General features: G+C 59.7%; 18 protein-coding genes and 10 pseudogenes. 22 read left to right on the forward strand and 6 right to left on the reverse strand.

All coding sequences use genetic code 11. The annotated features are described in order from the left end of the window. The first annotated feature begins 147 nt into the window (after positions 1-147). The 10 genes and pseudogenes from ABVK50_RS05270 to ABVK50_RS05315 all read left to right on the forward strand — a co-directional run. Positions 148-378: a hypothetical protein gene (locus ABVK50_RS05270; protein WP_353647043.1), complete on the forward strand. Its 231-nt coding sequence runs from the start codon at positions 148-150 to the stop codon at positions 376-378. Further along, positions 320-753, forward strand: a pseudogene (locus ABVK50_RS05275) (electron transfer flavoprotein subunit beta/FixA family protein); the annotation flags it as partial. The gene ABVK50_RS05270 and the pseudogene ABVK50_RS05275, both read left to right, overlap by 59 nt. 76 nt (positions 754-829) lie before the next feature. After that, positions 830-1,132, forward strand: a pseudogene (locus ABVK50_RS05280) (FAD-binding protein); the annotation flags it as partial. A 150-nt stretch (positions 1,133-1,282) separates the two neighbouring features. Continuing rightward, complete coding sequence (purU, locus tag ABVK50_RS05285; RefSeq protein WP_353646014.1) at positions 1,283-2,137, forward strand: formyltetrahydrofolate deformylase; 855 nt, start codon at positions 1,283-1,285, stop codon at positions 2,135-2,137. 135 nt (positions 2,138-2,272) lie between these two features. Then, positions 2,273-2,407 (forward strand): annotated as a pseudogene (locus tag ABVK50_RS05290) (porin); the annotation flags it as partial. A gap of 45 nt (positions 2,408-2,452) precedes the next feature. Beyond that, positions 2,453-2,901 (forward strand): annotated as a pseudogene (locus ABVK50_RS05295) (lytic transglycosylase domain-containing protein). Between the two features lie 26 nt (positions 2,902-2,927). Then, a pseudogene (locus ABVK50_RS05300) lies at positions 2,928-3,415 on the forward strand (IS21 family transposase); the annotation flags it as partial. Positions 3,416-4,254: 839 nt separating this feature from the next. Beyond that, the gene (locus tag ABVK50_RS05305) at positions 4,255-5,307 is read left to right on the forward strand and encodes a KamA family radical SAM protein (protein ID WP_353646013.1); all 1,053 of its coding nucleotides are present in this window, start codon (positions 4,255-4,257) and stop codon (positions 5,305-5,307) included. A gap of 79 nt (positions 5,308-5,386) precedes the next feature. Beyond that, entirely contained in the window at positions 5,387-6,232 is an 846-nt protein-coding gene (locus ABVK50_RS05310) for a LuxR family transcriptional regulator (protein WP_353642550.1), read from the forward strand. Between the two features lie 189 nt (positions 6,233-6,421). Then, positions 6,422-7,218, forward strand: a pseudogene (locus ABVK50_RS05315) (transposase); the annotation flags it as partial. 304 nt (positions 7,219-7,522) lie between these two features. On the opposite strand, the gene ABVK50_RS05320 reads toward ABVK50_RS05315, so the two are convergent. Continuing rightward, positions 7,523-8,743 (reverse strand): IS110 family transposase, encoded by a 1,221-nt coding sequence (locus ABVK50_RS05320; RefSeq protein WP_353646012.1) that lies wholly within the window; start codon positions 8,741-8,743, stop codon positions 7,523-7,525. A gap of 248 nt (positions 8,744-8,991) precedes the next feature. On the opposite strand from ABVK50_RS05320, the pseudogene ABVK50_RS05325 reads away from it, so the two are divergent. Further along, positions 8,992-9,186: pseudogene (locus tag ABVK50_RS05325) on the forward strand (IS256 family transposase); the annotation flags it as partial. 168 nt (positions 9,187-9,354) lie between these two features. On the opposite strand, the gene ABVK50_RS05330 reads toward ABVK50_RS05325, so the two are convergent. Both ABVK50_RS05330 and ectB read right to left on the reverse strand, forming a co-directional pair. After that, entirely contained in the window at positions 9,355-10,194 is an 840-nt protein-coding gene (locus ABVK50_RS05330) for a hypothetical protein (RefSeq protein WP_353642549.1), read from the reverse strand. Further along, the gene (gene ectB / locus ABVK50_RS05335) at positions 10,187-11,443 is read right to left on the reverse strand and encodes a diaminobutyrate--2-oxoglutarate transaminase (protein WP_353642548.1); all 1,257 of its coding nucleotides are present in this window, start codon (positions 11,441-11,443) and stop codon (positions 10,187-10,189) included. The genes ABVK50_RS05330 and ectB overlap by 8 nt, the downstream gene beginning before the upstream one ends. 1,196 nt (positions 11,444-12,639) lie before the next feature. Here ectB and ABVK50_RS05340 point away from each other — a divergent pair. From ABVK50_RS05340 to ABVK50_RS05360, 5 genes and pseudogenes are all read left to right on the forward strand, one after another. Continuing rightward, positions 12,640-12,843 (forward strand): hypothetical protein, encoded by a 204-nt coding sequence (locus tag ABVK50_RS05340; protein WP_353642547.1) that lies wholly within the window; start codon positions 12,640-12,642, stop codon positions 12,841-12,843. After that, a complete protein-coding gene (locus ABVK50_RS05345) occupies positions 12,840-13,382 on the forward strand; it encodes a response regulator transcription factor (protein ID WP_353642546.1) in 543 nt (180 codons plus the stop codon). The genes ABVK50_RS05340 and ABVK50_RS05345 overlap by 4 nt, the downstream gene beginning before the upstream one ends. A 1,268-nt stretch (positions 13,383-14,650) precedes the next feature. Further along, positions 14,651-15,370, forward strand: coding sequence for a LuxR family transcriptional regulator (locus ABVK50_RS05350; protein ID WP_353646011.1), 720 nt, complete (start codon positions 14,651-14,653; stop codon positions 15,368-15,370). Between the two features lie 189 nt (positions 15,371-15,559). Then, positions 15,560-17,212, forward strand: coding sequence for an MFS transporter (locus ABVK50_RS05355; RefSeq protein WP_353642545.1), 1,653 nt, complete (start codon positions 15,560-15,562; stop codon positions 17,210-17,212). A 392-nt stretch (positions 17,213-17,604) separates the two neighbouring features. Beyond that, positions 17,605-17,747: pseudogene (locus tag ABVK50_RS05360) on the forward strand (ribonucleotide-diphosphate reductase subunit beta); the annotation flags it as partial. A 284-nt stretch (positions 17,748-18,031) separates the two neighbouring features. Here ABVK50_RS05360 and ABVK50_RS05365 read toward each other — a convergent pair. Continuing rightward, on the reverse strand, positions 18,032-18,814 hold the full coding sequence (locus ABVK50_RS05365; RefSeq protein WP_353642543.1) for an SDR family oxidoreductase: 783 nt from the start codon (positions 18,812-18,814) through the stop codon (positions 18,032-18,034). Between the two features lie 20 nt (positions 18,815-18,834). Beyond that, positions 18,835-19,623 (reverse strand): annotated as a pseudogene (locus ABVK50_RS05370) (transposase); the annotation flags it as partial. Positions 19,624-20,244: 621 nt separating this feature from the next. Here ABVK50_RS05370 and ABVK50_RS05375 point away from each other — a divergent pair. From ABVK50_RS05375 to ABVK50_RS05400, 6 genes and pseudogenes are all read left to right on the forward strand, one after another. Beyond that, positions 20,245-21,509, forward strand: a pseudogene (locus ABVK50_RS05375) (pitrilysin family protein). 172 nt (positions 21,510-21,681) lie between these two features. Continuing rightward, positions 21,682-21,882 (forward strand): hypothetical protein, encoded by a 201-nt coding sequence (locus ABVK50_RS05380; protein ID WP_353642542.1) that lies wholly within the window; start codon positions 21,682-21,684, stop codon positions 21,880-21,882. A gap of 16 nt (positions 21,883-21,898) precedes the next feature. Beyond that, complete coding sequence (locus tag ABVK50_RS05385) at positions 21,899-22,780, forward strand: pitrilysin family protein (protein WP_353642541.1); 882 nt, start codon at positions 21,899-21,901, stop codon at positions 22,778-22,780. Positions 22,781-23,364: 584 nt separating this feature from the next. Further along, a complete protein-coding gene (locus tag ABVK50_RS05390) occupies positions 23,365-24,003 on the forward strand; it encodes an acyl-homoserine-lactone synthase (RefSeq protein ID WP_353642540.1) in 639 nt (212 codons plus the stop codon). 33 nt (positions 24,004-24,036) lie between these two features. Then, positions 24,037-24,291: a DUF6499 domain-containing protein gene (locus ABVK50_RS05395; protein ID WP_353642539.1), complete on the forward strand. Its 255-nt coding sequence runs from the start codon at positions 24,037-24,039 to the stop codon at positions 24,289-24,291. A gap of 37 nt (positions 24,292-24,328) precedes the next feature. After that, positions 24,329-24,844, forward strand: coding sequence for a DUF2285 domain-containing protein (locus ABVK50_RS05400; protein ID WP_353642538.1), 516 nt, complete (start codon positions 24,329-24,331; stop codon positions 24,842-24,844). A gap of 30 nt (positions 24,845-24,874) precedes the next feature. Here the strand turns inward: ABVK50_RS05400 and ABVK50_RS05405 are convergent, their stop codons facing one another. Next, the gene (locus ABVK50_RS05405; RefSeq protein WP_353642537.1) at positions 24,875-25,156 is read right to left on the reverse strand and encodes a DUF2285 domain-containing protein; all 282 of its coding nucleotides are present in this window, start codon (positions 25,154-25,156) and stop codon (positions 24,875-24,877) included. Positions 25,157-25,254: the final 98 nt, after the last annotated feature.

Consider the following 25,254-nt stretch of genomic DNA (forward strand, 5'->3'; position numbering starts at 1 on the left):
CGGCCACTCGTGTCCGCACAGCAGGCACTCGAGGTTTTTGGCGCACCGCGCACCCGGTAAGGCGCGTAGAGATGTTGATGGGTTATCGCGGTGGAGACGGAACGCGTGGGCGGCAAGGCGTTTTGGTATTTCCGCGGCGGCGAGGCCGTGGCCATCGACACGATCAATGACGCAAAGACGCATATGGCCGCCAGGCGACTGTTCGGATCCGGGTTGCACCTGTCACCGGACCTGCTCTTGGCCCCCAATTCGATCTATTACGGCATGGTCGCGCGGACGCGGCGGCATCGTGACGACTTACGGCATGGAGCAGAATACCATGAAGATCCTTGTCCCGGTGAAGCGGGTTGTGGATGCGAACGTCAAGGTCCGGGTTAAGGCGGACGGTTCGGCGGTTGAACTCGCCAACGTCAAGATAGCGATGAACCCGTTCGACGAGATCGCAGTGGAAGGGGCGATCCGGCTGAGGGAAGCCGGCAAGGCCGAAGAGATCATTCGTATCAATCGGGCCCGCGGCAGGCGCAGGAAACGTTGCGCACCGCGCTCGCCATGGGTGCCGACCGCGCCATGCTGGTAAACACTGATGAGAAGACCGAGCCGCTGGGGGTCGCCAAGGTGCTGAAGGGCGTGGTGGACGCGGAGAAGCCCGGCCTCGTCATCCTTGGCAAGCAGGCGATCGACGACGATAGCAATCAGACCGCGCAGATGCTGGCCGCCCTTCTCGGCTGGGCGCAAGGCACCTTTGCCTCCCGACACGTTCAAGGGGTCGATCTACGCCGGCAACGCTATCCAGACCGTGCAGGCGAGCAATGCCAAGAAGGTCATCACGGTGCGCACCGCTTCCTTTTCAAGCGCCTCCCAAGGCAATGCGGCTGCCGTCGAGAATATCTCGGCGGCAGCCGACCCGGGTCTCATCGAAAACAAGCTCTCGGATACAGACCGGCCGGACTTGACCTTGGCCAAGATCATCATTTCGGGCGGCCGCGCATTGGGCTCCTCCGAGAAGTTCCAGGAGGTCATCCTTCCGATCGCAGACAGGCTCGGCGCCGCCGTCGGCGCCTCTCGCGCCGCCGTCGATGCCGGCTACGCGCCGAACGATTGCCAGGTCGGCCAGACCGGTGAGGTGGTGGCACGCGATCTCTACATCGCCGTCCGTATCTCCGGCGCTATCCAGCACCTCGCCGGAATGAAGGACTCGAAGGTTATTGTCGCCATCAACAAGGACGAGGAAGCGCCGACCTTTTCGTTGTCCTGCCCTCCAGATCAATTTGACCCCGTTACAATGTCTCAACTCCAGATTCTAACTCTAACCTGCGATGACCGCCCCGGCATCGTCGCGGCCGTCGCAACCGGACTGGCTGCGCTCGGCGCCAACATTGCCGAAAGTAGCCAGTTCTGGGACCGCCTCAGCAATCGCTTCTTCATGCGTCTGGCGGTTCAAGGACACGGGTCGCTTTCGACCGCGTCAATCGAACGTGCGCTCGAGCCAGCAAGCGACCGCTTTGGTTTGTGTGTTCACGCCGTCGATGCGCGACGTAGGCCGAAGATTATCATCATGGTGTCAAAGTTCGACCATGGGATGCTTCATCTGCTTTACCAGATCAAGGCCGGTTGGCTGAACGCGGACGTGGTCGCGATTGTCTCCAATCACGAAGACTGCCGTGGAATCGCCGAGGGGGAAAAGGTCGCCTATCACTACTGGCCCGTATGTAAAGATAACAAGACCGAGCAGGAACAAAAGCTGTTGGATCTCGTACGCGAGACCGGGGCGGACCTCGTGATCCTGGCCCGGTACATGCAAGTCCTGTCCGACGACTTGTCAACTCGCCTGTTCGGCAAGATGATCAACATCCATCATTCCTTCCTGCCCTCCTTCAAGGGCGCAAAGCCCTATCATCAGGCATACGAGCGCGGAGTGAAGCTCATCGGCGCAACCGCGCATTACGTAACGCCTGACCTCGACGAGGGTCCCATCATAGATCAGGAGACTGAGCGCGTAACGCATGCGATGAGCCCGGAGGATTTGGTCGCGATGGGCCGCGACATCGAAAGTCGGGTTCTTGCGCGGGCCGTCAAGCTACATTTGGAGCGGCGGATCATGCTCAACGGAAACAAGACGATCGTGTTCTCACGTTGACTGACACACCGTGATGAAAACCACTTCCGGGCAGGGGGGCAATCAGCCGGGAAATCCTCGATGCGGTCAGCAGCCGAACACGGGTTTTCATGGCGGAGACGGCTGTAACCCCGCATCTAGCTGTGATCCTCGTCGGTGAAGATCCCGCGAGCCATATCTACGTGCGGTCGAAGGCTAGACAATCCGAACTTCTACGGCAACTGGGGTGGCGATTGGGCCGTCTGGGGCGGTGGCACCTTCACTGTTTCGGAAAAGACCAAGATCAACGTCCAGCTCTCCTATGACGAAGACGAAGACTTCGCTGCCGTTGCGAACGTGAACTACGCAATGGGCCTCATGCAAATGATGCCCGGCACCTGGCGGGAGATGCGTGTCGAGCACGGTCTGGGCGCCAATCCGCACGAACCGCGCGACAACATTCTCGCCGGAACTGGCTATCTGCGCACCATATATGATCGCTTCGGATTCCCCGGCCTGTTCGCCGCCTACAATGCCGGCCCCGAGCGCTACCAAGAGCATTTGCAGAAGAGTAAACCGCTTCCGAAGGAGACGATTTCCTGTGTTAAGGCGCTCGAAGAAGCGAGGGTTCGGCCGCCGACATGGATGAATTCAAAGGCGAATCCGACGGTTCAAAGTGGCGAAACGGCCCGTCCGGACGGTCGCTGTTCTTTCCTCGAGGCGGCCTCCCCGAAAGAGAGTCGAACGGCGATCTCTTCGTGCCGCTTGGGCGGGATCACACTCGGCCGGAGGAGCGGGATCGCTAGCTATGGTGCGGACGGTGCGCCCGAGGGAGGGGCGGGTCGAGAGCCACGTCGGGCTGGTGCGCGAGCGCTTCTTCACACGGCGCCTGCGCTTCAAGAGCTATGAGGAGCTGAACGCCTGGCTCCTCGACTAGTGCGTCGCCTGGGCCAAGGCGCATCGTCACGTCGATCAACCGGAGCGCACGATCTGGGAGATGTTCGAGGACGAGCGCGGCAAGCTGGTCGACCACCGCGGTCCCTTCGACGGGTTCCACACGGTGCCCTCCTCAGTGTCGAAGACCTGCACCGTGCGCTTCGACAACAACAAATACTCGGTGCTGTCGACCGCCGTCGGCGTCCGGTCGAGATCCAGGCTTATGCCGATCGCATTGTCAACGGCGCGCCTTTCCAGGACTGGGCTCTGCCATCGGCCATGGAGCGGGTGCGGCGCAGGTTGAAGGCCGCCGATGATGGGGACCGCCAGATGGTGGCGATCCTGGCCGCCGTTCTCGGCGATGGTGTCGCGGCCATTGAGGCCCTTGTGAACGCATTTATCTGCCTGCAGTTGGCTATCCCCGACTGAGTTGAGTTCAGATTTGCTTCCCGATTCCCTATCAGGCACGTACCACCCCTGAGCTGGGAACACATCAATCAAGCGCTGGCGCGAGAAACAGCAGAGACCGGAAATGCACCCAAGCTGGCCGCCTGAGGCCACCATTTTTCCCATGCTCCCATACCGTTGTGTGTCCACCTGCGTCCGGTTGGAGACGTCCATGTTCGGAACCTGACACACTGTCGCACAAGCATTCCGCGTTGCGGCCCGATACACGTGGTTTTGCCCCTCAATCGCACAACCTCTTTGGCCCGCTGATTGCATGGGACACGGTGGAGAACCATTACGAAGTTTGCGATCTGGCGGTCTCCGACAGATGAGGTCCATGTGAAATTTGCTCAACCGATGCAACTTCATGCGATATTCTACTGGACTGTTGAGTGCTGTCCCGCCAATCGAAGGTTTTCCGTGTTCGGCGCTGGCGCCGCTGTCGTTCACCCAGCAGCGGCTTGGTTCCTTTCTTGTCTGTCGGCGGCAGCGAGACCTCTCCCTTGCAACTGCGGGCTTCGGCTTTGCGGGAAGCTGGACGAGGGGCCGCAGTGGGCCTTGGACGATTGGTGGCGCGCCATGAGATGCTACACACCGTTGTGCTTGGGGCGGAGCCCTGCCAGGACCTTGGGGCGCAGGCGAAACAGACTCGGCAGGCAATTGTGGTTTATTGCGAGGACCGGAGTATGATCGATCGTAAGAGGGATGCGCGGACGACCTCGGCGCCGGCGCCTACATACCCCACTAACTGGGACTCGCCGTACCGTACCGCTGCCATGAATTTCATCGAAGGGACGCGCGAGGTAACCAAGGGTGAGCTACAAGCCCACAGTATCACGCGTTATCGTGTGACAAAATTCTACCGTGAACAAATCACAGACGGTGACTATTATGATCAGCTTAAACACATCGTCGAACCATCATTGAAAGAGTTTGAGAGTCCTGGCAATCTGGATACGAGCGGCGAGCACGACAACACGGTTGCACCCGGACTTCAACATAAGTATGCCCAGACGGGATTGTTGCTGGTGACGGACCGTTGCGCTTCATATTGCCGTTATTGCTTTCGGAAACGCATTGTCGGCCAGAATTCCGATGAAATCGCAACAGATTTCTCTCAGATTGCACAATATATTAGAGATCACCCCGAGATGACCAATGTGTTGCTTTCGGGGGGCGATCCCTTCGTGCTCAGCACGGCCAAGCTTCACAAAATTCTTGATCATCTGCTGCCGATCCCGCATTTGGATTCAATTCGATTCGGCACAAAAGCAGTCGCCTACGAGCCCAAGCGATTCGAAGATCCCACTCTGCCGGCTTTATTCCAACGAATCCATGAAGCAGGTAAGACCGCAGTCATCGTCACACATTTCGATCACATCGGTGAAATCTCACCAGCCGCAGAACGCAACATTGGCTCCTTGCGCGCTCAGGGCGTGCAGTTCCTCAACCAGGCCGTGCTCCTCGCGAAGGTCAACGATGACTCTAGGATCTTGGCGGCGACCTTCGCCAAATGTCATCAAATAGGGGTTCGCCCTTATTACCTCTTCCAGAGCAGGCCAGTGAAAGGCGCATCGCATTTCCAGGTTTCGCTGCGCCGCGGAATAGAGATTGCGCGCGGCATCAACCAACGTCTCAGCGGCATCCAAAAAACATTCAAATACATCATGTCCCATTACACGGGAAAGATCGAAATCCTCGACCTTGGGGCCGACGGCCGAGTGTATATGCGATACCATCAAAACAAAACTCCCGAAAAGATCGGAAAGATCTTTTCCCGACCTCATCTTGAGGGCGCGGGCTGGTTGGACGATTTGCCGGAAGGATGAGATCGAAAGGCGCGGATTGCTGACCGCCGTACCAGCTGGAGTGAACATCCTGCCCCCAAAACGCTGCTGAGAAGAGACTATGGAACGCCCGCAGATGAGTGCGGCCTCCCATTTTCTAGGGCTGGCAACCAGAGTGTCCGACCAGTTTTCTTTGGTCCCGTCGCTGCATTTCCCGAAGGCCCATACAGGAGCGCTTGCGGTCGAGTTTGGTCGCTTTCTCGAACAGACTGATGGTGTTATTCAATCCGAGCAATTGTTTGAACTACTATCTGCTTTTGCCTTGAATCTTGATTTTCCGTGGATCGCCTATGACACTCTTACACCCGACCAAAAACGTTTAATGCTTGTCCGACGCGATGCGGCGGTCATGCTGAACTATGCTGATGAATGGCAGAAGCGCCATTTTGAAATGGGTTATGACAGGATAGCCCCCATTTTAAAGACGTGTCGAAAGCGGGCAGGCGCCATTCGATGGAGCGAGGTGTATAACGACGCAAGCACGACTGAAAACGAGCGGCGCGTTTTCGATGAGGCTGCGACGTTCGGCTTGAGGTCAGGCATTAGCGTTCCATTGCACGGCCCCCATGCCACCTTCGCGATGATGAGCTTTGCTCAACCCTGGGCCTGCGAACTCCAAAATAGAACAATAACTTATTTGCAGCTTGCCGCGTTACAATTCCATCTTAAGGTCGCGAAATACACGAATCCGAATGATCGCAAGGAGGCGCCTCAGCTTACTGTAAGAGAGAATGAATGCATTCTATGGGTGGCGCGAGGGAAATCGTCTTGGGAAATAGGCAGAATACTAGGAATATCCTTAAACACTGTCAATTTCCATATAAAAAGTGTAATGCGAAAATTGGAGTCTGCTAATAGAAGGGTCGCTGCTGTAAAGGCTTTAAACTTAGGAATTATAGAGTTGTAAAAACGGCCAAATACTTAGCTATCGCTGCCGCGACCGGCAACGTCTGAAACGTCAGGACAATCAGAATGATGCCGGTCCTTCGAAGGTGCCGTCCGGGAAGTGGTTGGAATTGGGAGTTGGCGTGGTCTCCGGGGTGTCAAAGCTCGAATCATCCGGCGTTGGAGCGCCGGACAGGAGACCGCGCCATGACAAGGACCGCGGATGCGCCTCGATGTCGACGAGGACAAGACGGCGGAATGGAAGAGCAAGGGCTTGCGCGCCTATCAGCGGCGCACGATGGCCGCCGACGCGCTGATCGCCTCCGTTTATCTGGCCGGCACCAACACCAGGCGGGTGCGGCGTGCGCTCGGCGGCGCGATCGGCAAAGGACGTCGTCAGTCGCATCTTGCGCAAGGTGAAGACTGACTGGGACGCCTGGAATGCGCTCGCTGGCCGACGAGCCGATCGTGCGCCTGATCCTCGACGGGACGGTGGTTCGTGTCAGGCTCGACCGCAAGGCGACCGCGATCTCGCTGCTCGTGGTCATCGGCGTGCGCGAGGACGGCCAGAAGATCCTGCTCGCGGTCAAGAATATGGGCGGCGAGACGACCGAGGCCTGGCGGGCCATCCTCGACGATCTCGTCGGGCGCGGCCTGCGCCGACCTGAGTTTCTCATCGTCGATGGCGTGCCCGGCCTGGACAGAGCGATCGCCGCGCTGTGGGACGGGGTGCCGGTGCAAAGATGCACGGTTCACAGGCACAGGAATCTGCTTGCCCACGCTCCCGAACGCCTGCACGAGGAGATCAGCGCCGATTACACCGACGTGATCTACGCGGCCACGCCGGAGGAGATCGAAACCCGCCGCAAGGCCTTTATCCGCAAATGGCGGCTCAAGTGCCGCGCCGTGGCCGATAGCCTGGAGGAAGCCGGCGAGCGTCTCGTCCCCTTCACCCGCCTACCGCCGAGCCAATGGAAAAGCGCCAGAACAACGGATGAGATCGACAAGCGCTATGTTGTGACGAGCCCTAAAACCTCCCCGAGTATGTTCTTTGGTTCGACCGCGTCGCTGGTGTTCTTCCGTCACGACCGCCCCATTCACAGCCGCCGCGCGCAGGGGGCAGTCAAGGCTGGCCGCGTTTTTACGCGGCCACCGCAAGGCTTGGGCCTTGACCGACCCGAGCACGGCGGCCCGATCGGATCGGGTTGCAAGGCGCAACTGGAAATACCCGACGCAGTCCGCTATTGTCGTCGTGCGCGGGCGACCTCGTGGCGAAGCGTGGTGCATCGGCTGAAAGCGCCGCCGGGCCGCCTTATTCGAGCCTTGCCGGACTGAGGCGCCCGCGCGCCTTTTCCTTTGGCAGGCGCGGGCGCCAAGCCTCAACGAAGTGTTCGTATCCTTTCTGGGCCTGCTCGGCGATGCGCATCTCCTGGTTCCGCAGATCCTTGACATTGTAGGCATAGGTCGGTCCGCGGCTGTTGCCCTTCTTCTGCGGCTTGCCGGCCTGCAACTCCATGCTGCGCATCTTGTGTGCAACGAGACTGGGTCTCGCCCAGAGGTAGTCCGCCTCTTTCGTCAACATATGCCAGACGAGCACAGTCAGCTTGTGCGCCACGGCGACGGCGGCAACCTGATGGCCGCGCCGGGCCCGGATGCGGACAAAGAACGCATGGAGCGGCCCCGGGGTCTTGGCGGCCGCCCAGGCGGCTTCCACCAGCATCGCGCGGGCATGGCTGCGTCCGACCTTGCTGATCCGTCCGTGATGGGCAGCGCCGAGCCCCGACTGGCGCACTCGTGGGTTCAGGCCGAAATAGCTCACCAGCTTTTGCGGGCTGGAAAAACGGCCGATGTCGCCGATCGCCGCCATCAACCCGGCCGCCACCGCCAGATTGACGCCAGTGATTGTGAGCAGCCGTTTGATCGCCGCATCGTCGAGCGCGCGCTCGGCAATCTCCCGGTCAAGCACGCGGAGATCGTCACCCAGCCGATCCAGTTCCCGGATATGGCGCTCGATTGCGGCGCGCTCGTCATCCGGCACCGGCTGTCCGATGAGCCAGGCACGACCGAGCCGCCCGAACAGGTCCGCATGGGGACACCGTGGAATCAGATGAGCGTAGAGGATCGAATGTACCTCGTTCTTGATCCGGGTCCGATGCCGCACGACCTGGTAGCGCCGCGCGACCAGTCTGCGCATCCGCTCGGTGGCGGCATCCGGTGTCCAGATCTCCGGCAGGTAGCCGGCTGCGTACAAGCTGGCCAGCGTGCCGGCGTCGATCTTGTCGGTCTTCACATGGGCGTGCGCGATCGCCTTCACCTGCAGCGGGTTGGCGATCACCACCCGCTTCACGCATGGCGACAGCACCCGAGAGACCGCCATGCAGTTGCCAGTGGCTTCGATGACCACCTCGTCGTCGGCCAGAAGGGTTTTGCCGAAGCCTTCCAGCGCGGTTCGCGTCATGTCGACCCGGCCCACATGCCGCAGTCGACCATCTTCCCAGATCACCACCTCCCCAAAGGTGCGGTGCGTGTCGATTCCGATTACACGTCGCATTCCCTTGTCTCCTCTCGATCAGTTAGTGGGGAGCCGCGGGCGACACGACAACTACGGATTCGCGCTCTCAGCGCAACCGGGCGAGTCGCAGAGGCGGCCATCTACTAACACGAGCTCGCAGCTCAACGTACTGGATCGGCCTGCCCGCACCTTCGTGCTCCCGGTGCCTCTGTCCCGGATGGTCGCACCATACGCCGCGATCGCGAAAACCGCAGAATCTTATACCGGTTACAAACGCGATTGAGCGTCTGCATGAGGAGTTCAAGCGGCGCATCAAGACCCAGACCGTTCTGCCTTCGGCCGAAACCGCGGCAATGTTGTTCTGGGCCTTGATGGCGTCCGGCCAGATCTCGATGCGAAAGATCAACGGCTGGCAAACGCTGCCTACGAAGCCACTCGATCAGCAGATTGACGTCGCCGCATGAGACGATAATCTTAACCTACCGGAGGCTGCTCCGCCAAATTCCACACGATCCGCTACGGGCACCCCTTCGAACAGCACGACAGTCTGTGACGGGAGGGGGTTCCCGTCACAAAGGATGTTGACGCCTTAACTGCCGGCGGAAGCAGGTTCAGTTGCTGCGACGTCGACTTCAAGTCCACCAGAGAACAAGATCCGGCCGCGCAAACCCGAAAAAGCTATTCAGCACTATGCGAGGCTTTCCAGTCCCTGATTGACCGGTGACGCCGTGGACGAACCCGCCGTCGATCAGGCCGATGTCCCCCGCCTTGAGTTGGAATTCGTGGCAAGGAACGGCTTGGAGATAATCTGCGGAATAGGGATAGCCCGTGGCCTCCACACCCTGCGACTTTCGGTCGGTGACGGTCGGTTTGTGGCTCCAAAGCCGCAGATTACCGCCTTCCTCGGCCATGCTGGGATAGAAGTTGAGCGCTGCTACGATGTTGTTCGCCACCGCAGGAAGCTCGTAATCGTTCCCGGCATTTAGGACTTGAGCGACATCGTCGTGAGGCTCCAGGGAATACGTGCCCCCGCCAGTCCAGCTAAGAGCGCGACAAACGTTAGCCTGTCCGTCCGCCGACCGTGCCAGGCGCAATTCAATGCCCTGGTCGTGCAGTTCGCGCTTTAGGGCGTCGAATACTCCGCGGACCGGATCAACCAAATTGCCAAAAAGCGCGTCGACATACGGCCGCGCATTTTTTGCCTCTGCGAAATAGTTGGATGCATCCTTCCTGTAGTGAGAAGCGCCGACGTATTCTCCTGGGACACCGTCTTTGCGCTCCTTGCGGCCAGGATTGCGAATAAAGTTGGCGGTGATCTCTTCGGCTACTTGCGTGCTGAAAGCTTGCTTGATGTGCACAGCGGTGATCTCACCTTTCAGCACCGAGATTATCTCCGCAGTGCTGATCGAGCCGGTTCGTTCTTTAATAACAACAGGGGAGATGGTTGGCTCTTGAGATACGTGGTCAGTCATTGTCTTGCTCCTGTAGTGCCTGATCGAGGATGGCGATGCCATCATGGAGTTCGTCATCGCTGATGGTTATTGGCGGGAGGACTTTGATGACGTCGCGATTTGGTCCTGATGATTCGATCAGCAGGCCGTTTTCGAACGCGACATCGTGCACACGGCCGACAATGGCCGGTGAACGGCACTTGAGACCGGCCATCAGGCCGCGGCCGCGCTTTTGTTCGATGCACTTGGGAAATTTCGCAACGAGGCGATCAAGGAGTGCTTGCAGTTTGACGGCTGTTCGCTCGACGCCTGCAGTAAACTGCCTGTCGGACCACAATTTGCACATTGCCCCTGCAGTCACGAAGGCGAGATTGTTGCCTCTGAAGGTCCCGCTATGTTCTCCGGGATTCCATATGTCTAAATCGGGGCGGATCAGAACAATGGAAAACGGACTGCCTGAACCGCTGAAGGATTTCGAAAGGCAGACGATGTCGGGTTGGATTTTGGCGAACTCGAACGAAAAGAAGTCGCCCGTTCGCCCCGCACCTGCCTGAATGTCGTCGACGATGAAAACGACGCCGTGCTTGCGGCAAATGCGCTGAATGTCTGTGAGCCACGCTGCGGATGCGGTGTTCATGCCGCCTTCTGCCTGGATGGTTTCCAGAATGATTGCGGCGGGCTTTTCTATGCCGCTTCCTGGGTCGCCCAATAGGTGATCAATGTAACTCGCGGAATCGAAAGCTTGATTTGGATAGCCATCGTAGGGAACACGGATCACATCGTGGCGAGCAACGCCGCCGAGCTCCCTGGTTGACGCCGAACCCGACACCGCCAGCGAGCCGAGCGACATGCCGTGGAAGGCATTTGTGAAGGCCATGACGCTCGATCGGCCCGTATATTTTCGCGCCAGCGCCAGCGCCGCTTCGTTAGCGTTTGTGCCCGTTGGCCCGGGGAACTGTATCTTGTAAGAAAGGCCCCGGGGTTTCAGAATCGAATCGACAAACACCTCGATGAATTCCCTCTTTGCTGCTGTATGCATGTCCAGCGATAGAAGGATGTTCTCGCCAACGAGATATTCAATCGCTGGCGCCATAATATTTGGATTGTTGTGTCCGTAGTTGAGTGCGCCGGACCCCACAAGAAAGTCAATATAAGTCTTGCCGGCCTCGTCCCAGATTGTCGCCCCAAGGGCCTTCGTGAACACGGTGGGAAACGACCGCCCATAGCGCTGAACGTTGGATTCATGAGCCGTAAAAACGTCGGTATTCATTTAGGGATCCCTCTGCACGTAGGCATTGCGTTCAACTAGATGGCAACTAAACGCGTTTGGTCGGCGATCGACATTCTTGGCCAATCTCCGAGCCACAGGGTATGGATCACGCATTAAAAGCGATTCATTTGGTGATACATACCGGTGTGGCGCCTTGCCAATCACTCCATCCATGGTGGTCTCCTTCGCAAGTAAGTGGTTTAAATGACCACAAGCGTGCTGTTCTCAGATCGGGCGAGCTGTGCGCGATAGCGGGCCGTAACGTGCGCGCGTTTCGGCGGAAGTTAACTCACATTGCGTGACGCGTGTCCGCACTCGATAACCTCAGAAATGCGAACGACCAACCTACTAAGGCTGGTAGTCTCCTCGGATCCAGTGGTACTTCTTTATCCTGCCGCATAGGCTCGCGTCGTCCATTCTGGATAAACTGACGCGTTTCAGTGTTGCGATGATCGGCTTCCGACCTAAGAGGATCAGGAGCTGTTAACGTTTGGTACGCGGCCGACTGAGGTGGTCCCGCCTCAGACTTGCGTTGTCTGCTGGGTCGTCGAGGTTGGGAGACACTTGCCTCGCGAGAAAGTACCCTACATCGGCGCTCTGCCTCTCCCGGGAGCGGCCAATGGAGACCGCGCTCAATTTTCGACAACGCGCCCCCAAGCCGGCGTCGGCCGATGCAATGGAAGCGGTGCTTTAAGGGGTCTACGTCCACGCCACCTATTAGCTGTGGGCGGAGCGTCGCCGGCAAAGTCGAGACGCCCTTCGTGCGAGCACGATCTATCTGATGCAGGCCTGACACATTGGCTTCCTTTCGTCGTTCCATCGTTCGCGATGTCATCACGAGATGATACGGCAGCTCCTGCCGTCTTCTGAAAGGGAGCGTCAAAATTCATGCCAACTAAAAGTTTATTATTAAGGTCTAACGAGTTGCAGCAGCGAGCCAGACCGAACGCCACCGTGTCACGGACTCGACAAACCCGACATAAGGTGTCGGTTGCGCAGCATTTTCCAGGAATGGTGGACAGGATTTCTATTTTGGGTACATCTGTTTACGGCAACCCGAATTTCCAGGCCGTCGCGGGGGATGGTCGGTAGGATCGGGCAGATGAAGCGATGTGGCAGGCGCAACGGACCGGCCCTTACGAGTAAGTTGCCGACGACACTGGTGCCGCTCCTTGATTGAGGCAGGGAGCCCGCAGATGAAGCCACTGGTTCTGATCTGTTCGGAGGATGCTGAGTTCTACCTGTACCTCAGCCTCATCCTGGAGGTGGACGGCTTCGCGACCGAGCTGGCCGGCGGCGTCGAGGAAACGGTCGGGCAGGCCCTGAGCGAGAGCCCCATGCCGTCGTTCTCGACTGCCAGCCGGCCAGCGCTGTGGGGCAGGCGATCTGTGCCCGGTTGAAAGGCGAAATTCGGACCAGCGCCCGGCCCGTAGTCGCCTTAATCGCGCCCGGCGCCGAGCACCAGCACCTCGATTTGCTCAAGACCGGCATCGACGAGAGTTTCGCGCGGCCCTTCGCGCCGGCCAAGCTGCTCGCCTATCTGCGCGCGGAGCTGGGGATGGCGCCCCTTGGTTCCGATGGCGGGGAGGGCGGGGGGTCGCTGATCTTCGGCGAGCTCGAAATCCAGCCTGCCAGCCACCGGGTGCGCTGCAATGGCCATCAACTCCATTTGGGGCCGATCGAGTTCAACCTCCTGTATCATCTGATCGAGAATCCCGGCAAGGCGTGCAGCCGCGACGAACTGATCGGCGCGGCTTGGCCCGCTAACATCCATGTGGGCCCGCGCACCGTCGACGTCCATATGAGTCGGCTCAGAAGGACCCTGAAAAAGGTCTCGTCCGAGAACGTCATCCGTACCATACGCTCGGCCGGCTATGCCCTCGAAGAGGAGGGAAGCTGGCCTGACTACGCACCGGCAGCTATTGCTAAAGGGCAATAACTTTGGCTTAGGGGTGATATGGCTTCCCGACCAGGTCGACCGCCTCGTTGATTGCGTCATAGAGCCGGTCAAGCTCCGCCGCAGTTGCGCAAGGCGCCGAATGTCCCCCGCGAAAGCGGCGGATCGGCGCGACCCACCGCAGACTCTGCCGTCTTATTTCGCTGCCCCTGTGGCACACGGAAGCAGAGTAAATTGGTGGTTCGACGGGCTTCGAGTCATCTCGCTTCCAGATGCCGAGGGTATGTAAACTGAATTTGACGCAAGCCGTTCGGCGGTTGATCCTCAAGGGAAAGGCGCGTAGCGCCATCGAAATCGGGAATCTGCAATGCAAGGGGGTGAGACCGTCCGGAATCTCCAGAACGAGGCAACCATATGGCACCGTTACCTCCATCACAATCGTGATCTGGATCTCCGGCTACAGGCCACTGCAAGGTTCGTTACCGAGCAGCGGGTCTCATTCGGTATCGCCCACATCATAACTGGGATATCTGAAGCCGCCGTCGCCGCTTCGATTGACTTAAGCGGCAAGCTGGAAGCCGAGTTCAACCCTCAGAGAGGCGGAGACGGTCGAGAACGGCGCTGCCAAACTCGAACACAGGGATCGCTGTAACCGGTGCCAAGGTGGGGAGGGCGCGCTTCTTTATGCAGCGGCTGGCACCTCGAACCAATGGATTCGTCCGATGTCGTGGTATGCCGCGGTCCGGTGTCGGCATGCAACGAGGACGCGTTGATTGTTCTTCATCAAGCCAGGTGCGGCCCCAAAAGACAAATAATCGCCGCCGCTTTCCGGTCGCCACGTGGCCGCGAGTTTTGCGCGGCGTGCCCTGCCGGTGTGCCTCCCAACCGGCAGGGCAGTCTTTCAAAGCGCCGGATGGCGCTTTCGCAAATCGATGTTTGAGAAGAAGGTGATCCGCGTATTGGGAAGGCACATTGAGCTCTCGCATCTCCGCTGCGCCACCGCCCACCGCCAGCTTCCGGCGCGCGGCAGACGTGCGTTACAGCAAGGTGTCGATACTGAGCCGGTGCTTTCTACCCTTGAACATCGGGTTCGCTGTCGAAGGCGACCCGGTGGGGTACGGCTTGACCAAAGCCCAATGAAGATCGAGCACAGGTCGCGGAACCGTGTCTGGACCGTGCGTCACAAGGGAGCCAACCGCGAAGGAGACTGCCCGCGACCACATCGGTCGTATGGGGATCTGCTTCCGTAAGGCTGGATCATGCGCGGCAGACGGATCGAGGGGATTGCGTTCAAGACAATGATGAAGGGAATGCAATTTGTATTTGAAACATTCCTGGAACAGCTCTCTGAAAGCGTCGATGAGACGGATTTCCGCGAAGCCATGGCGCGTGCAGCCGCAGCACTCGATCTCCTAACATTCGCTTATCTGTCCTTGCCACCGCGTCCTTCGGGCAAGCCAAGGCTGATCTCGAATTATCCGCCTCCCTGGACCGCACATTATCTGAACAACGGTTATCAGAGAGTCGACCCCGTCATTACGCGGGCGCAGTGTGGCGGATGCCCATTTCGCTGGGGACCTGAACACAGCCGCAATTCAAAATTCGAGCAGCAGCTGTTCGAGGAAGCGGCCGAGTTCGGCATCCGCTGGGGCCTGACGATCCCGATCGTTGATAGGCGGGGTTGCGTTGCGGCGATGACCTTTGCCGCTGCTCAGCCCAATCCCGCTTTCCTCAGCGTCGCGGAGCGATATGAACAGGCTCTTCAGTTCATGGCGACCTGCTTTCACATTTTTGCCCGCCGCAAGCTCTCAGCCGGTCGAATCGTAAACGGCGTTCCGCTGACGCCCCGCGAATATGAGTGCCTGCAATGGGCCTCGCGCGGCAAGTCCGCCTCGGATATCGGCTGCATCTTGGGTATCAAGCGCCGCACAGCAGCGTTTCATCTGGACAATGCGAGGAAGAAGCTTGACGTGCGCACTCTCATGCAAGCCGTCGCGCAATTTTCCGCCTCCAAAAACTTTTCGTCGTGACAAAGCGTCTTCACCTGTGCGGCTGCACAGGCTGTTTCGAAATGACGGTTCACCTCCAAATGGCACGGGAAGCATGTCGATCGGATTTCCGATGCGAATATCAGCGAGGCGGGCGCCAAATGATACTCTCGTTTTTTTGCAGTCGGGAAGACTCAGCAACGGCATGGCGGTCCAACGTGAAGACTTGATATGAGCAAGGCGGCGCGCACGAATGGGGCTCCAGTTTCGTCGGCGACATTTGCGCCGCTGAGCAACCAGACGTTCCGATCGATTTGGCTCGCCACCCAGGTGTCCAGTCTCGGCTGGCTGATACAGACCGTTGCCATTAGTTGGCTTATGGCAACGATCTCACCGTCTGACCTTATGGTCGCGTTGGTACAAGGTTCATCGACGCTGCCCGCGTTCTTTCTATCCATATTCGCTGGGGCCATTGCCGACAATTTCAGCCGTCGCAATATCATGTTTGCTGGTTGGTGTCTGATAGCGTTGGCATCGGCGATGCTGACCGGCCTTGTGGGGCTGGGCGTTGTCGATCCGTTGATCATCCTCGGCCTCAGCTTTTTGGTGGGATGCGGCGCCGCTTTCACCGATCCCGCTTGGCACGCTTCGGTTGGCGATATCTTGAACAAACGCGATGTACCAGCTGCCGTCACGCTCATGTCGGTCGGGTACAATGCTGTCCGGAGTGTCGGCCCGGCGCTCGGCGGGATCATCGTTGCCTCCTTTGGATCTCTGACGGCGCTCGCCCTGGCGACGCTTAGCTATCTGGCGTTGCTGTGGACGGTAGGGCGCTGCAGCTGGAACGGTCCGTCTTCTCCCCTGCCGCGCGAGCCTATGTCTACCGCGGTCCATGACGGTGTGCGGTTTACAGCGATGTCCTCGGAAATCAAGGCAGCAATCGCGCGCGGAACTCTTTTTGGATTGGCGAGCATCTCTATATTGGCGCTGCTCCCTCTGGTTGCTCGCGATCAGTTGGGGGGAGGGCCAATCGCTTATGGCACCCTGATGGCTGGTTTCGGCACCGGCGCCTTGGTCGCCGGCATCAGCAACAACTTCTTGAGAAGGATCATGTCTCAGGAGCGGCTGACAACACTCGCCTGCCTCGCCTGCGCCGCATGTTCTTTTTCTCTTGCTTTGACCTCTTCGCTTGCACTGGCGGCCATGGTACTCGCGCTCGGCGGCGCGGGTTGGGTCATCACTTGGACTGGCCTGGACGTCAGTGTGCAATTGTCGAGTCCGCGGTGGGTCGTAGGTCGCACGCTTTCGATCTATTATGCCCTTTCTTACGGCGGCATCGCGGCCGGCAGTTGGGTGTGGGGTACGGTAGCCCAGGATTACTCGCTGCCGCTGGCCCTGGAGGGCTCCGCTGTCGCTCTCTTGCTGGTCGCTGCCACCGGGTTCCTGTTGCCCATTCGTCAATGGAAAGAATCTGACCAAGACCCTTTGGAGTTCACGGCGCCGGAAGTTGCCCTCGATCTGAAGCCAAGAAGCGGCCCCATCGTCGTCAAGATCGAATATCTAATACCAGGGAAAAACGTGGAAGCGTTCCTGGAGCAGATGCACGAACGGCGGCGTCTGCAGAGCAGCGCCGGTGCTCGGCACTGGAGTCTCCAGCGAGACCTCCAAGAGCCGTCCGGCTGGACTGAGACATTTCGCACGCCGACCTGGACGGACTACCTTCGCCTCAACTATCGCCACACGGCAGCGGACAAGGAACTGGAGAAACGTCTACTCGAATTGCACACGGGAGAGCGCCCGCCGCAATTGAAGCTTTCAATTGAGCGACCGGCGGGCCCTGTGCGCAAGCGTGATCAACCGGCGCGTTTTCGCTCCTATCCTTGAGCCCGTTGGCTTGTCTATACCGAGGATGAGTTGATCGTGTCATCCTTCATCGGCGCGGCAGAGCATTGCCAACAAAGAGCGCGAACGTAGGCACACGTGACCGCAGCCATGCCGGTCTGCTTCCGTAAGTCTGGATGGCGCGCAGCAGAAGGATTGAGGGGACAAGTAAGCGAATGCAAATTGTCTTCGAGACATTCCTGGAACAGCTCTCTGCAGCGTCCTGACGCGTCGCTAATGCTCGCGCACTCTGGGCACTCTGGCAGCCAAGTGACGGGAATCGCCTAGACTTTTTTGGGGACGTATTTCAAGTTCGGCTGACCGCCTTACAGGATGAGGTGCGCGGCATGCTGCGGTCAGCCGAACTGGGAGCCGCCGGCCTGTGGGCGGGACACGTGCCCCGCGGCTTCTCGGGCTCAACGCTGCGCTCTGCGAGAGTATATCCCACTTCATCGCGAACCGCCGCTGCGCCCAACTGGGGCTGGCTCCCGTGTTCGCGGAAGCCAAGAACCCGTTTCCTTGGATGTCGGAAGCAATGTACGCCTCCGGCGAGGCTTCACCGGATGCATACGGCGATCCTGACCTGTGTAAACGATCATCTGTATGGGCTAGGCGCGCGCACCTGCCTGTTTCTCGGTCCAGCGGCGTTTGTGCGTATGGCGGTATGGCGGAACGGCTGGATTGGGAGTACAGGGTGCTGGAATTCCTAGTGGTAAAAGCCTGACACTTGGTACCCGTGGGGCAGCTCAGGCTGAAAGACCGCCAATCAGGCAATCACGGACAAGATGGAAGGTCAGCCCCGCAATCGCGCGCAGGGCGTCCTCAATAAGCCCGAGTGAATCCGCCATCGTGTACAATGTTCAAGCCTGTCATGTGATCAGTGAGGGGTGACAACAAGCCCTCGACGACGACGGCAACTTCAGACGGCGTCCCATACTTTTTGAGTGGAATATTGCCGGTCTCGACCGCAATCCTTTCTTCAAACGTCACGCCGGCGTCCTGCGCTCGCCTGCCAATTGCATCCCGATACCGGGGCGACAGCGTGCCGCCGAGTGAAAGAGTGTTCACATGAATACCTCTTTCGCCTAGCGCAAAGGCAAGCGTCTTCGCTTCTCCAAGCCACGCGGTGCGGATGACGTTGGCGGTGGCGTAGTGGCTAAGAACCTGAGCCGAAGAAATGCCGGAAATGATTACGACCTTGCAGCGACGGCCTGCTTCAGGCGCCGGTTCCATCCGAGCGATTGCCGACTTCAACAGGGACAACGGCCCAACGAAGCTTGTCTGAAACAGCGTTCGCCAGACCTCCGGCTCGGGCATAGGGTCAGCGGACGAATGCGGTTGGGGCGGCATAAGAACGACCCCATCAAGCTTGAGGCCCGACGTGGCGAGGTGTCGATCAAACTCGCCCAACGCGGCTTCCGATGCCATATCAACAGGTATAGCTTTATGCGAACCGTCGGCTGGTGCAGGCAGGGTCGAAACCAGCGACTCAAGCCGCACCTGATTGCGGGCCGCCACCATCAGCCGCGCGCCACCGGCCGCAAGCCGTTCGCAAATTGCTTTCCCGATCCCACCCGTTGCCCCAGTCACAAGTATGGTCGACATCACACCACCCCGCCAGTTTCGAAGACCCTTTCGCCCTCCTTGATGCGCTCCAGGATGTAATCAGCAAGCATCTGCAGCTCGAAGCCCAGATGCCCCATCCAGTGCGCCATCAGCGATCGGCTGAGTTCGACGCCATCACGCAGATAGATCGCCTCCTGCCGGAAAAGCGGAAGGCCATCGGCGTATTTCGACACGGCGATATGGGCAAGCAGCCGCTCTGTCGGCAGGCCGCTTTCGATGATGCGCGCCAGCGCCAGTGCCTGAACCACGCCGTCCCGATCCCGGAAGGCATATTTGGGACGGCGCGTCACGATGACCCGGAACTTCGGCGGCACGACGTCCAGCCGCTCGGACCGATCCTCGCCGATCAGAACCTTTTCCAGCCCTGCGCAGTCGGCTGGGATTTCCGGTTCGACAACTTCCTCGATGCGCTCGAGATGAACGGCAAAGCCCTTGCGCGGACGCGGGGCACGCTTCGGCTTGTCCCCGACCGCGTGATCGAATTCGCTCTGGATCGCGGAAAGGCCAGTCTCGACCTCTTCGAAGGCAAAGGATGCCTGCTCATCGTTGATTGACAGGTGCAGCCGTTCGGAACGCTTGCCGTATTGCGCGCGCTCCAGCACCTTCACGATCGACGTGAGGTTGGCGATCCGCTCGTTGGCGCTTCTCTCGACGGCCGTCAGCCGGGCGACCTCCGCCGTCGCTGCTGCAAGCTGAGCTTCGTTTGCAGTCCGCTCGCTGGCCATCGCGAGGATCATCGCCTTCAGCGGATCGACGTCGTCCGGCAGGTCGGGAGCAGGCAAAACCATGGCGGAAGGAGAGCACAAAAACAGCCGCCTTCCCAACTGTTACAGCCGCATGATTCATCTTGCCGCAGCCAGCGCCTCCGCAACAAGCCGCGCCTTGTCCTCGTCCGACCAATGACGCGGCTGCCGATCCGAACGGGTGAACTACTGGACGCGACGTGGGACGAGGTCGTAAAATTTGGCGCCTATGGTTCAATATCTTAGATCCAGTGCGGCAGGAGGCGATCCCGATCACTCCCACTCTGTCGCGGACTCGCCAACCCCATGAGTAAGTATCGGTTGCCCGGCCTTATCGGTAGTGGCGCACAGGATTCCTCTGCTGGAGAAGCTGCATTCACGCGCATTCACCACGTTTCGGCGGTGTCCGATATATCCGACAAAGGTCCGAAACCCTGCACAAATGTCGGACTTACACATACCGGCATTATCGCCGCATTGTTCTGAAACGATTTCGGTCTTGGCACGGTGCATGCTCGATGATCCGCAAACCCGTCACGGAATGAGGAGACATCGTCCCATGATCACGCTCTCCGAAAATGCCGTCGGATGGCTACCGGCGACCACGTTGGCTTTTATTACGACCGCGCCGGCGCTGGCCGCCGAAACGCCGCCGGCAGGTCTCAGGTGAGGCATTTCCGGCTCGACAACGGCATGGAAGTTGTCGTCATTCCGACCATCGCGCGCCGATCGTCACCCATATGGTCTGGACCAAGATCGGCAGCGCCGACGAGCCCCCCGGCAAATCCGGCATAGCCCATTTCTTCGAGCATCTGATGTTCAAGGCAACGAGCAATCACGCCGCCGGCGAGTTCGAGCGCGCTGTGGCCGAGGTCGGCGGCTCAATGAACGCCTTCACTTCTTACGACTATACCGCCTACTACGAGACGGTGCCGCCCTCGGCCCTCGAGCAGATGATGGGTTTCGAGGCCGACCGTATGCGCAACCTCGTCCTCACCGACGACGTCGTCAAAACCGAGCGCGACGTGATCCTGGAGGAGCGCCGCTGGAGTATCGACAGCAAACCCGAGGCGGTGCTCAACGAAGCAATCAAAGCCACGCTCTGGCAGAACCAACCGTACCGCATCTCGGTGCTTGGCTGGATGCAGGAGATGGAACAGCTGAATCGCACCGACGCCGAGGCATTTTACGACAGCTACTACCGGCCGAACAACGCTCTGTTGGTGGTGGCGGGCGATGTCGATCCGGATACGGTGAAAGCGATGGCCGAAAGGACCTACGGCAAGGTGGCGCGCGGGCCGGATCTGCGACCGCGCATCCGCCCGGTCGAGCCGGAACAGAAGACGAGGCGCACGGTTACGCTCACGGACGCGCGCGTTTCGGTGCCGAGCTTTTCGACGCAATGGGTGGTGCCGTCCTATCGTACGGCGCAGCCTGGCGAGGCCGAGGCGCTCGACCTGCTGGCCCAGATCCTGGGCGTCGGCAAACGCAGCCGCCTCTACCAGCAGCTGGTGGTCAAGCAGGGCATCGCCGCCAAAGCCGTCGCCTCGTTCCAGGGCACCATGCTCGACGACACCCGCTTTACCGTTTATGGCTCTCCGCGCAGTGATGCCAAGCTTGCCGAAGTCGAAGCGGTGGTGAATGCCGAGATCGCCTGCATCGTCAAGGACGGCGTGACCGACGGCGAGCTTGAGCGGGCGAAGATTCGCTCTGTCCGCTCGATGATCTTCGCCCGCGACAGGCAGGATCTCATGGCCATGCTGTATGGCCGGATGCTCGCCACCGGCGGCAATGTGCAGGATGTGGAGGAATGGCCGGACCGCATCCGCAAGGTCACTGCTGATCAGGTGAGCGCCGTGGCCGCCCGCTACCTGGTGCTCGACCACTCGACCACCGGCTATCTCTTGCCGCAGCAACAAGCGGGGAATTGATGATGAGCTCTGCCCTGATGCCTAGGCGCCGCACGTTCCTCCCTTCTTGCACGAAGGGGGAAGGAAAGATGGCGCGTGCTTTCGATACCCTTTGTTTCGCGCTTTTCTTGCTGCTGCTGCCGGCGCTTGCCGCGCGCGGCTGCTGCTGCCGGCGCTTGCAGGGCGCGCCGATATGAACATACTGGAGGTCAAATCGAAGAAGGGCATCACCGCCTGGCTGGTCGGAGACCATTCGATCCCGCTGATCGCCATCCGCTTCGCCTTTGATGGCGGCACGGCGCAGGATCCCGCCGGCAAGGAAGGTCTGGTCAACCTGATGACCGGCCTGTTCGAGGAAGGCTCCGGCGACCTTGACAGCGAGGCCTTCCAGTGACCGCATTCGCGCCAAAGTGCTCTCCGGCATTTTGGCCGATGAGCGCGAACCCAATACGGTGGCGCAGAAGCGCTGGCTACGTGCGATCTATGGCGAGCATCCCTACGCGCAGCCTGACAAAGGGACCAAGCACAGCCTGACCACCATCACGTCGAAGGCTATCAAGGCCTTCCATAGGGCGAATTTCGCCCGCGGCGGCCTGCATGTGGCGGTGGTGGGCGACATCGACGCGGCAACACTAAGCGGCAAACTGGACGACGTGTTCGGCGATCTGCCGGAGAAGCAGATGCTGACTCCCGTGGCCGATGTGACGCCGAAGCTCGGCCAGCAGCTCGAGGTAAACTACGAGCTGCCGCAGGCCTCGCTGCGGCTTGCCTGGCCTGGCGTGAAACGCAGTTCGCCCGATTTCTACGCTGTGGAGTTGATGAATAATATCCTCGGCGGGCGGGCTTTCACCACGCGGCTGTGGAAGGAGGTACGCGAAAAGCGGGGCCTTGCCTATAGCGTTGGTTCCACACTGACCGACGACCGGCATTCCAACGCGCTTATCATCACCACCGCGACGCACTCGGATCGTGCGTCCGAGACGCTGGGCATCGTGCGCGACGTAGTGAAGAAAATGGCTGAGGAGGGCCCGACTGAGGCCGAGCTGGAAGCGGCCAAGAAATACATGATCGGCGCCTTTGCCATTAACAATCTCAACTCGTCTTGCGCCATTGCCGCGACGCTGGTCGAATTGCAGCTCGATGAATCCGGCATCGATTATATGCAGCGCCGCCCCGGCCTCATTAACGCGGTGACGCTGGACCAGGTGAGGGCGGCGGCAAAGAAGCTGCTTCCAGTTGATCCGGCAGTCATGGTCGTCGGGCCGCCGCTGGGCCCGGGTGGCAAGGGATAAGCCGGAGCCCCATTTCCCAGCACAGGCCCGCGCCGGTTCAGCAAGCGGGCAGGGCCGGGCAATCGCTTCACGTTATTTGCCCCGTTTTTCCTGGTTGGCGCCGCCCCTCATTCACCTACCGCCCATTCTCCCGGTACAGGGACGGGCAGGAAGGGATCTGCGGCTGCGGCGCCCTTCTTTGTGACGCCGGCGGTTGGCGAACTCGCGGGCAACATCAGACGCTATATCCTCACGGGCGGGCATCGGCTCCTTGTTGCACTGTGTCTATCGTCCTCGGCCAGGCGATCGGTGGTAAGCGGCGTTCCGCGACGCCCCGCGAATATTGTGCCTGCAAATGGCCAGCGGACAAATCGGCCTGGGAGATCGGCTGCATTCTGAGGATCAAGCGCCGCACAGCAGCGTTTCGTCTGGACGATGCCAGGAAGAAGCTCGGCGTGCGCACTCTCACGCAAGCCGTCGCGCAATTTTCCACCTCGAAAGACGTTCTTAGCTGACGAAGCGGCTTTCACCTGTATAGGTGCACAGGCTGTTTCGAGATGACGGTTCACCTCCAATGGCAGGGTCATTCCTGCAAGGAGGCCCGCATGATCCAGCTAATTGCACCCGAATGGTACGGCGACTTCGCTGACCATCTTCACGCGATGCACCGTCTGCGACACCGCGTCTTCAAGGAGCGGCTCGACTGGGACGTGGGAACCAGTGGCGGCTACGAGATCGATTCCTTTGATGCGCTCAGACCGCATTATCTCTTGCTGGGCGGTACCGGCGCTGACGTCGACGGTTGCGTCCGTCTTCTTCCCACGATCGGACCGATCATGCTTCGCGACACTTTTCCGGTCCTGTTGGAAGAACAGACGGCGCCGCAAGATCATCTCATCTGGGAAAGCAGCCGTTTCGCGCTCGACCTTCCAGCGTCCGCCCCGAAGGGGGCGGGTGGCATTGCCATCGGCACTTACGAACTCTTCGCCGGCATGATCGAGTTCGGGCTGTGGCAAAGTCTCAGCCGAATTGTCACGGTCACCGATTTGCGCATGGAGCGCATCCTTCGTCGAGCACAGTGGCCACTGGAGCGGATCAGCGAACCGCGCACGATCGGCAATACCCGGGCCGTAGCAGGATATCTAGACGTTTCCACCGAGAGCCTTGATGCGGTTCGACACAACGGCGGTCTCAGCAGCCCGGTGCTGTGGGCGCCGGTAGTCCACAGGCCGCGTGATGCTTGACGGTTGCCTCCATGCTTCAGGCGGGGACGCATCATGAGCCTGGCAGATGGCACCGCCGCCCACCAGCCGGATTGGTGGGATGAACGGTCGTACGACTACGCCACTCAGCTGACGCGACGCGGCTGGGCATGGGAGTTCTTGCGGCGCAATCCGGCCTTTCAGCGTGACCTGATCGCTGCGCAGGAACAGGTCAGATATCAGGCAAGCCGGCCACCCCTGGACGTGATCGAGTCGGCCGCCGATCTGTCGCGCTGGGGCGTTTCGTTTCGCGGGCTCGCTAGGGTTTGATGCGGCCGTGCTTTGGTGTCCGCGCCAGTGCAAGCACGTGCTGCCTCTCATCGCCGAACCGGTATCCTCGTCATCCACAAGATCGCCGTTTGATTTGGTGGCGCTCCCATGCCAGGCAACAGTCCAGCTCACCTCCGACGACAAGCAACATGTCCTGCTGCGGACCGCCGATCGTCACCTTCAGCTCATCGTGACGGGCGCCAGCGTTTTGCAGCCGGTTGGACTCCGCGCCGACGCGGTGTGGCCCGCGGATCTGCCGAAGCACCGCCTATGGGCGCTCGAATGTCTCAATGCTCTTTGCGCGCACGGACAGCTCCCTGCGAGATTGTTTCCGCACGAAAAGCGCAGCCGCCGTCTGCATTTTGTCATTCGGGCGCTCGACGGCTCGCTTGCCGGAGCCTCGCACCGTGACATTGCCCAGGCCGTGTTCGGCAAAGGGCGCGTCCGGGCCGACTGGATGCATCCCGGCGATCACCTGCGCGACCACATCCGCCGCGCCGTGAGGCGTGGCCGCGCCCTCATGAATGGCGGTTACAGAGATTTCCTTGACTGACAGCATCGAGGAAATGCGTTGCCCGCTTTTTCAGCTGGCGAATAATTCCTTGTAGCCACTCGTGACCATCCAGTTCGCACGGTCCAAATGGCTTCGCAGTGCCTTTTGGGCCCGTTCCGGTTCGCGTGCCGGATCGATACCGAGGATCAGCTGTGCCATTTCCTCTTCGCTGGCATCGTCAGCAGCCGCGTCCAGGAGCCGAAGATAGATGGTGAAGTGCTCGTTGTCGTAAGCCGTGAGGCTGTCCGACCAAGGCACTTCGTCAGACAGTTGCGATTTTTGAGCCTCATCAGTTTGGGTTGGTCGATTCATTCTCTGCTGCGATCCTCGTGTCTTCGCGTGCTGGAGCGAAGCAGAATATCCCAAAATGGGATAATCCGAAACCGGGATTAGTCGCTGAGCCGGTCATT

The organism is Mesorhizobium sp. WSM2240, assembly GCF_040438645.1.
Lineage (GTDB): Bacteria > Pseudomonadota > Alphaproteobacteria > Rhizobiales > Rhizobiaceae > Allomesorhizobium.

Bases quoted from the DNA above. Each gene is read 5' to 3' on its own strand.
- purU (WP_353646014.1), top strand. From the start codon at position 1,283: ATGTCTCAACTCCAGATTCTAACTCTAACCTGCGATGACCGCCCCGGC.
- ABVK50_RS05305 (WP_353646013.1), top strand. From the start codon at position 4,255: ATGAATTTCATCGAAGGGACGCGCGAGGTAACCAAGGGTGAGCTACAA.
- ABVK50_RS05310 (WP_353642550.1), top strand. From the start codon at position 5,387: ATGGAACGCCCGCAGATGAGTGCGGCCTCCCATTTTCTAGGGCTGGCA.
- ABVK50_RS05330 (WP_353642549.1), bottom strand. From the start codon at position 10,194: ATGACTGACCACGTATCTCAAGAGCCAACCATCTCCCCTGTTGTTATT.
- ectB (WP_353642548.1), bottom strand. From the start codon at position 11,443: ATGAATACCGACGTTTTTACGGCTCATGAATCCAACGTTCAGCGCTAT.
- ABVK50_RS05340 (WP_353642547.1), top strand. From the start codon at position 12,640: ATGAAGCCACTGGTTCTGATCTGTTCGGAGGATGCTGAGTTCTACCTG.
- ABVK50_RS05350 (WP_353646011.1), top strand. From the start codon at position 14,651: ATGCAATTTGTATTTGAAACATTCCTGGAACAGCTCTCTGAAAGCGTC.
- ABVK50_RS05355 (WP_353642545.1), top strand. From the start codon at position 15,560: ATGAGCAAGGCGGCGCGCACGAATGGGGCTCCAGTTTCGTCGGCGACA.
- ABVK50_RS05365 (WP_353642543.1), bottom strand. From the start codon at position 18,814: ATGTCGACCATACTTGTGACTGGGGCAACGGGTGGGATCGGGAAAGCA.
- ABVK50_RS05380 (WP_353642542.1), top strand. From the start codon at position 21,682: ATGAACATACTGGAGGTCAAATCGAAGAAGGGCATCACCGCCTGGCTG.
- ABVK50_RS05390 (WP_353642540.1), top strand. From the start codon at position 23,365: ATGATCCAGCTAATTGCACCCGAATGGTACGGCGACTTCGCTGACCAT.
- ABVK50_RS05395 (WP_353642539.1), top strand. From the start codon at position 24,037: ATGAGCCTGGCAGATGGCACCGCCGCCCACCAGCCGGATTGGTGGGAT.
- ABVK50_RS05405 (WP_353642537.1), bottom strand. From the start codon at position 25,156: ATGAATCGACCAACCCAAACTGATGAGGCTCAAAAATCGCAACTGTCT.